1 protein-coding gene is annotated in these 1,088 nt (G+C 61.9%); it reads left to right on the top strand.

Going from position 1 to position 1,088, the window contains the following annotated elements:
• Window positions 1-69: 69 nt before the first annotated feature.
• The coding region (locus tag ABZ881_RS30915) for an LLM class flavin-dependent oxidoreductase (protein ID WP_358489600.1) at window positions 70-1,088 on the top strand (1,019 nt) is incomplete at its 3' end.

Genomic DNA, 1,088 nt, shown 5'->3' with positions numbered 1-1,088 from the left:
AAGTTCTGGGTGACGACACCCTTCTTCTGGCCGGACGCGAGTCGCCCATGGTCCGAGGTCTTGGACGACATGTTACGCGTCGTCGACGCCGCCGAGGAGCTAGGATTCGAAGGTGTCTCGATCAACGAGAACCAGTTCCAGAACTACGTCACGAACCCTTCTTCCCTGGCTTTCGCCGCAGTTGCCGCGTCCCGCACCAAGCGTCTTCGAATCCTCCCGGGCGTCGTCGTGCTGCCGAACTACAATCCGCTCCTCGTCGCCTCCGAGATGACCCTGATCGACCATCTGGCCCCAGGCCGTGTCGGCATCGGTGTCGCACGTGGCGGCAGCCGGTATCAGATGGACCGCCTCGGAGTGGACCCGGCGGATGCGCGAGCGATCTACGAGGAGTCGCTGGAGATCATCCGGCGACTCTGGGTGGAGGACGACGTCACCTTCGACGGACGCTTCTTCAAGTTCCCTCCGACGACGATCGTCCCGAAGCCGGCGACGAAACCTCACCCCGAACTGTGGGTGGCGTCCCAGAGCGTCGACGGCGCGAAGAAGGTCGCCCAGCAGGGACTCAATCTCATTACCGCTCCCAACTATGGGAGCTTCGAACCACACGGAGATTTGGAGGAACTCCTCCGGGTCTACAACGATGCGGCCGCGGAAAGTGAACTTCCACGCGGCGAGGTGATGGTGCTGCGTCATACCTGGCTCGGCCACACCGAGCACGAGGCGCTGCAGTACTTCGACGACTTCGTGAATGAGTACAATCACTATCTGGCGCTTGTCAGGGGTAGCGCGTCCGACGAAACCCGTGAGGATCGACTGGCGGCGCGCACCATGGGCGAGCTCGGCCAGGACGTTATCAGCGCGGGAATCGTGCGTCCGGCCGACGAGTCGCTGTCACGGGACAACCTCTATGAGAAATACTCCGACCCCGTATTGACGACACCTGACCGCATGATCGATCGATTCAAGTACTACGAGCACCTGGGAGTGGACCACCTGGCGTGCTTGGTGGCGGTGGGCCAGCCCATCAGTGAGGTCATCAAGAACATGGAACTGATGGCCAAGGAGGTCTTCCCCGCCTTCGCCGAGGA

This window comes from Pseudonocardia sp. NPDC046786, from assembly GCF_040645415.1.
Taxonomy (GTDB): Bacteria; Actinomycetota; Actinomycetes; order Mycobacteriales; family Pseudonocardiaceae; genus Pseudonocardia; species Pseudonocardia kongjuensis.
Note: the sequence above shows the minus strand (reverse complement) of the source record. Positions and strands in the feature narration are given on the sequence as shown.